Source organism: Thermus sp., from assembly GCF_039793865.1.
In the GTDB taxonomy this organism is placed as follows: Bacteria; Deinococcota; Deinococci; order Deinococcales; family Thermaceae; genus Thermus.
On the sequence record NZ_JBAMMI010000054.1, the window covers coordinates 1 to 5274 of the forward strand.

Sequence of the window (5274 nt, forward strand, 5' to 3'; positions counted from 1 at the left end):
TCTAGCGGAGGGCCGGCTTCGGTTTTGTGAGAGAAAACCTGGATCCATGCCAGCTTGCGCCAGGGCTTAGAGCAGGACCAGGGCCTCCCGCAGGTCCCGCACCTCCAGGTGGGCGGGGTAGCGGGGGTCGGGCCTGCGGAAGCCCCGGTCCACCCAAACCGCCCGCACCCCCGCGAGGAGGGCCCCTTGGATGTCCCGCTCGGGGTTATCCCCCACCATCACCGCCTCCTCCGGCCCCACCCCGAAGGCGGCGAGGGCCATGCGGAAGAGCCTGGGGTCGGGCTTGCCCAGGCCCACCTCCCCGGAGACCAGGGTGAGGGCGAAGGCCCCCCCAAGCCCCGCCCCGAAGAGCTTCTCCCGCTGGAGGTCGGGCACCCCGTTGCTGAGGAGGACGAGGGCCGCCCCCTTGGCCCTCAGGGCCTCCAAGAACTCCGGCACCTCGGGGAAGAGGGGGTAGCGCCGCCTTTCCCGGAAGAAGGCGAAGGCGAGCTCCCGCGCCCGCCCGGCGGGCCCCCCGGCCTCCTCCAGGGCCTCCCGGAAGACCCTTTCCCGGAAGGGCCAGGCCCACCCCGCCAGGGCCTCGAGGCCCGGGGTGGAGTAGCGGGCCCAGAGGGCCTCCAGGGCCGAGTGGCCGATGCCCTCGGCCCAGGGGTAGAAGGGGGCCTCCTGGAAGAGGGCGAGGGCCCTCGCCCGCACGGCGGGCTCAAGCCCCTCCGCCCCCACCTCCCGCCCCAGGGCCTCCAGGACCTCCCGGGTCACGGCGTGGTCCTGGAGGAGGGTGTCGTCCAGGTCCAAAAGCCAAAGCCGCGCGGCCACTACCCCTCCCGCACCAGGACGGGGTTCTCCCCGGGGTCAAAGAGGAGGAGGTGGTCCTTCGCCTCCAGGAAGGCCAGGCCGTACTTGGCGAGGCGGAGCTTCTCGTGGGGAAGGCTCTCCACCCGGAAGACCAGGCGCCCCTCCTCCAGGGCGAGCCGGGCGAAGCCCTGGCCCTCGGGCCTGGGCCTCTGCGGGCCCCGCTCCACCCCGCCCGCCCCGGGGCGGAGGAGGAGGAGGGGGCCCTCTTTGGGGGAGAGGAGGGCCTCCCCGGGGAGAAGCTCCTCCAGGGCGAGGCCCAGGGCCTGGTAGAAGCTCACCCCCTGGCCCAGGTCCGGCAGGTAGACCAAGAGGGTCTCGCTCATAAGCCCCGGAGAAAGCGGCGCAAATCCGCCTCGTCCTCCACCACCTGGAGGAGGGAGAGGTCCTCGGGGGCGATCTCCCCGTGGGCCTTGAGGAGGCCAAGCCAGTAGGGGTCCACGGCCAAGGGCCGCCCCAGGCCCCGCCTGAGGTAGAGGAGGTTCCAGGCGAGGAGAAGCTCCGCCAGGGTCCCCACCCCCCCGGGCAGGGCCAAATACCCCGCCCCCAGGTCCAGAAGGCGCCCGATGCGCTCGGGAAGGGTGGCGGCGGGAAGCTCCAGGTCCACGAAGGGGTTTGGGGCCTTTCGCTCGGGGAAAAGGGCGGGGGCCGTCACCCCCACCACCAGGCCCCCCTTGGCCTTCACCCCCCGGGCCAGGGCCTCCATCCCCCCCTGGTACCCGCCGCAGGCCAGGCCGAACCCCTCCTCGGCCACCACCTCCCCGTAGCGCACCAGCCTGGCGTAAAGGGGATCTTCAGGGGAGAGGCGGGAGGAGACGAAGGCGGAGAGGAGGCGCATCTAGCGGCAACGCACCACCAGGACGGGGACGGAGACCCGGTGCAAGACCCCTTCCGTCACCGAGCCCAGGAGGAGCTTGTCCAGCCCCGTGCGCCCGTGGGTGCCCATGACGAGGAGATCAAAGCCCCGGGCGGCCTCCACGATGGTGGGGATGGGGACCCCCTCCTTCACCTCCCCCGTGGCCTCCACCCCCTTCTCCCGGGCCAGGGCCAGGGCCTTCCCGATGGCCTCCTCCCCCGCCTTCTTCAGGTCTTCCAGGAGCTCCAGGCCGTAAGGAACGCTTTCCGGAGCGATCCAGATGGCCTGGGCGGGGTTCTCCAGGACGTAGAGGAAGTGGACCTTGGCGGAAAGGGCCTTGGCCAGCCCAAGGCCGTGCTCCAGGGCCTGGAAGCTGCAGGGGCTCCCGTCGGTGGGCATGAGGATGCTCTTGTACATCGGCACCTCCTTGGCCCCCATCATACGCCTTAGACTCGGGCCATGTGGGTCTACGGCAGGAACCCGGTCCTCGAGGCCCTCAGGCTGGGCCAGGCGCGGCGGGTGCTGGTGGCCAAGGGGGTGGAGGGCTGGCTCCTTAGGGAGCTTGAGCGCCTGGGAGCGGACTACACCCTGGTGCCCCGCATTGAGCTGGACGCCCTCCTCAGGACCACCCACCACCAGGGGGTGGCGGCGGAGGTGGAGGAACCCCCCTACGCCACCCTGGAAGACGCCCTCCGCCTGGCCGAGGCGAGGAAAGAGCCTCCCCTTCTCGTGGCCCTGGACGGGATCACCGACCCCAGGAACTACGGGGCCATGATAAGGAGCGCCCTGGCCCTCGGGGCCCACGGGGTGGTCTCGGAGGAGCGGCGCGCCGCCCCCCTCTCGCCCCTGGCCCTGAAGGCGAGCGCCGGGGCCGCCCTGAAGCTCCCCCTGGTCAAGGTGAAAAACCTCCCCCGGGCCCTAAGGGACCTCAAGGAGCGGGGCCTTTGGGCCTACGGCCTGGACGTGCGGGGGGAGAAAGCCTCTTGGGAGCTGGACTTCAAGCGGCCCCTCGTCCTGGTGGTGGGCTCGGAGGGGGAGGGGATGCGGAGGCTCGTGCGGGAGGCCTGCGACGAGCTCTTCCGCATCCCCATCCGTAAGGAGGCCGAGTCCCTGAACGCCTCCGTGGCCCTGGGCATCGCCCTCTACCAGGCGGGCCTCGCCCGGGGTGTAGGATAGGGGCGTGGACTGGGTCCGGCTCCTCTCCCGCCTCCTCCAGGCGGAAAGCCTCCCGGGGCAGGAGGGGGAGGCGGCGGGCCTCCTCCTGGAGGCCCTGAAGGGGATGGGCCTCGAGGCCCGCCTGGACGAGGCGGGGAACGTGGAGGCCCTCCTCGGGGAAAGGGAGCCCGAGGTGGTCCTCGCCGGGCACCTGGACGTGGTGCCCCCAGGGGACCCCGCCCGCTGGCCCCACCCCCAGGGGGCCGTGGCCGAGGGGGCGGTGTGGGGCCGGGGGGCGGTGGACATGAAGGGCCCCCTGGTGGCCATGCTCCTCGCCCTGGAGGCCCTGAAGGAAAGGCCCCTCCGGGGCCGGGTGCGCTTCTTGGCCGTGGTGCAGGAGGAGGTGGGGGGGCTGGGGAGCCGCTACGCCGCGGAAAGGCTTTCCCCCCTGGCCTTCCTCCTGGGAGAGCCCTCCTCCAGGAGGCTCATGCGGGGGCACCGGGGCCGGGCAGAGGTGTGGGCGGACTTTGAGGGGGAGGAGGCCCACGCCGCCCTCTCCGGGCCGGAAAACCCCCTCTTTGACCTGGCGGAGTACCTCCTCGCCCTAAGGGAGCTTCCCCTGCCCCAAGGGGTCAAGCTCACCCCCACCCGGGTGGACACCTACCCCGGGGCCCGGAACCAGACCCCGGGGGTGGCGCGGCTCTACCTGGACCTGCGCTACGAGCCCGAGGCCGACTTAGACGGGCTTCTCGCCGCTTTGCGCACCCTGGGGCGGGCCTCGGTCTACGTGCCCGAGGAGGAAAGGGCCTCGGGGGAGGTGCGGATGACCCTCCCCGCCCTCTGGCCCCCCTACCGCCTCCCGGGGGACCACCCCCTTCTCCTCGCCGCCCTCCGGGCCCTGGGGCAGGAGGAGGCGGGCTTCTGGCCCTTCACCACCGACGCCCCCTACCTGGGGGCCAAGGCCCCGGTGCTGGGCTATGGCCCCGGGGACCCAGGCTTAGCCCACACCCCCAAGGAACACATCCCCCTCGCCGAGGTGGAGGCCGCGGGGAGGGAGTACGCCCTGCTCGTGGAGGCCCTATGGAGCGCCGCCTAGTGGCCGGAACCCCCTACCGCAAGCTCCTCACCGCCCCCAGGGCCGTGGCCGAGGGGCTTAAGGCCCGCCTGGAGGCGAGGGGCATCCCCGCCCTCGTGGAAACCCCCTTCGCGGGTCTCCCCGAGGCCGCTTTAGGCACCTACATGGGGGACGTGGCCCTCTTGGTGCCCGAGGCCCTCTTGGGCGAGGCCGAGGCCCTTTTGGAGGAGGGGATCCCGTGATCGTGGTGGGCCTGGACCTGGGGGGCACCAAGATCGCCGCCGGGGCCTTTGACGGAAAGAGGCTCCTCTCCCACGTGATCCTCCCCACCCCCAAGGAGGGGGGGGAGGCGGTGGTGCGGGCCCTGGCGGAGGCGGCCGAGAAGGCGGAGGAGGAGGCGGGGGTGAGGGCCGAGGCCCTCGGCCTCGGCACCCCGGGGCCCCTGGACTTCCGGGAGGGGGTGATCCGCTTCACCCCCAACATCCCAGGAGTTCGGAACTTCCCCATCCGCCGCCTCCTGGAGGAGGCCACGGGAAGGCCCGTCCACCTGGAAAACGACGCCAACGCCGCCGCTCTGGCCGAGCACCACCTGGGGGCGGGGCGGGGGGAGGCGAGCTCCCTCTACCTCACCGTGTCCACGGGGATTGGAGGGGGCGTGGTCCTGGGGGGAAGGGTGCTAAGGGGGGAGCGGGGCCAGGGGGGGGAGTTCGGCCACATCACCCTCCTCCCCGGGGGACCCCCTTGCGGCTGCGGGCTGGAGGGGTGCCTCGAGGCCCTGGCCGCGGGGCGCGCCTTAGAGCGGGACGCCAGCTACGCCTACCACCGGGCCGTGGACACCCGGGAGCTTTTCCGCCTCTTCCAGGAGGGGGAGCCCAAGGCCAGGCGCCTCCTCCTCCAGGCCGCCCGCTACGTGGGGATGGGCCTCGCCAGCCTGGTGAAGGCCTTTGACCCCGGGGTGGTGGTGGTGGGCGGAGGGCTCGCCCTAAACGCCCCGGAAGGGTACTGGGAGGCCCTCCTGGAGGCCTACCACGGCTACCTTAAGGGCTGGGAGGCCCCCCCCCTGCGGAAGGCCCTCCTGGGGGCCGAAGCGGGGCTTCTCGGGGCCGCCCTCACGGCCTTCTTGGAGGTGAAGCATGGAGGTGGGTAAGGTCCTCGTCTACACAGGGCTTTTCCTGCTCCTCCTTGGGGCGCTACTCCTCTACTTCCCCAAGCTCTTCGCCTGGTTCGGCCACCTGCCGGGGGACATCCGCATTGAGCGGGAGGGCCTAAGGGTGTACATCCCCCTGGCCTCGAGCCTCCTCCTCTCCCTGCTCCTCAGCCTTCTCCTCCACCTAAT

Annotated in this window: 9 protein-coding genes; 5 read left to right on the forward strand and 4 right to left on the reverse strand. The window is 72.1% G+C overall.

The annotated features are described in order from the left end of the window. Nucleotides 1–66: 66 nt before the first annotated feature. The 4 genes from ABJK26_RS05225 to ABJK26_RS05240 are packed head-to-tail and all read right to left on the reverse strand — an operon-like array spanning nucleotide 67 to nucleotide 2125. Nucleotides 67–816, reverse strand: a complete 750-nt coding sequence (locus tag ABJK26_RS05225) for an HAD family hydrolase (RefSeq protein ID WP_347241206.1) — start codon at nucleotides 814–816, stop codon at nucleotides 67–69. Further along, on the reverse strand, nucleotides 816–1178 hold the full coding sequence (locus ABJK26_RS05230) for a hypothetical protein (protein ID WP_347241207.1): 363 nt from the start codon (nucleotides 1176–1178) through the stop codon (nucleotides 816–818). Before ABJK26_RS05230 ends, ABJK26_RS05225 begins: the two co-directional genes overlap by 1 nt. After that, complete coding sequence (locus ABJK26_RS05235) at nucleotides 1175–1690, reverse strand: LOG family protein (protein ID WP_347241208.1); 516 nt, start codon at nucleotides 1688–1690, stop codon at nucleotides 1175–1177. The genes ABJK26_RS05230 and ABJK26_RS05235 overlap by 4 nt, the downstream gene beginning before the upstream one ends. After that, on the reverse strand, nucleotides 1691–2125 hold the full coding sequence (locus ABJK26_RS05240) for a universal stress protein (protein ID WP_347241210.1): 435 nt from the start codon (nucleotides 2123–2125) through the stop codon (nucleotides 1691–1693). It lies immediately after the preceding gene. Between the two features lie 42 nt (nucleotides 2126–2167). Between ABJK26_RS05240 and rlmB the strand changes: the two genes are divergently transcribed. From rlmB to ABJK26_RS05265, 5 genes are all read left to right on the forward strand, one after another. Continuing rightward, nucleotides 2168–2884, forward strand: coding sequence for a 23S rRNA (guanosine(2251)-2'-O)-methyltransferase RlmB (gene rlmB / locus ABJK26_RS05245; protein WP_347241211.1), 717 nt, complete (start codon nucleotides 2168–2170; stop codon nucleotides 2882–2884). Between the two features lie 4 nt (nucleotides 2885–2888). After that, on the forward strand, nucleotides 2889–3959 hold the full coding sequence (locus ABJK26_RS05250) for a M20/M25/M40 family metallo-hydrolase (protein WP_347241212.1): 1071 nt from the start codon (nucleotides 2889–2891) through the stop codon (nucleotides 3957–3959). Beyond that, nucleotides 3944–4180, forward strand: a complete 237-nt coding sequence (locus ABJK26_RS05255) for a hypothetical protein (protein ID WP_347241213.1) — start codon at nucleotides 3944–3946, stop codon at nucleotides 4178–4180. The genes ABJK26_RS05250 and ABJK26_RS05255 overlap by 16 nt, the downstream gene beginning before the upstream one ends. Further along, a complete protein-coding gene (locus tag ABJK26_RS05260) occupies nucleotides 4177–5085 on the forward strand; it encodes a glucokinase (RefSeq protein WP_347241214.1) in 909 nt (302 codons plus the stop codon). The genes ABJK26_RS05255 and ABJK26_RS05260 overlap by 4 nt, the downstream gene beginning before the upstream one ends. After that, nucleotides 5072–5274 (forward strand): DUF2905 family protein (locus ABJK26_RS05265; RefSeq protein WP_347241215.1); only part of this gene is annotated, 203 nt, incomplete at its 3' end. The genes ABJK26_RS05260 and ABJK26_RS05265, both read left to right, overlap by 14 nt.

Coding starts and splice junctions, on each gene's coding strand:
- ABJK26_RS05230 (WP_347241207.1), bottom strand. CDS start 1,178: ATGAGCGAGACCCTCTTGGTCTACCTGCCGGACCTGGGCCAGGGGGTG.
- ABJK26_RS05235 (WP_347241208.1), bottom strand. CDS start 1,690: ATGCGCCTCCTCTCCGCCTTCGTCTCCTCCCGCCTCTCCCCTGAAGAT.
- ABJK26_RS05255 (WP_347241213.1), top strand. CDS start 3,944: ATGGAGCGCCGCCTAGTGGCCGGAACCCCCTACCGCAAGCTCCTCACC.
- rlmB (WP_347241211.1), top strand. CDS start 2,168: ATGTGGGTCTACGGCAGGAACCCGGTCCTCGAGGCCCTCAGGCTGGGC.
- ABJK26_RS05240 (WP_347241210.1), bottom strand. CDS start 2,125: ATGTACAAGAGCATCCTCATGCCCACCGACGGGAGCCCCTGCAGCTTC.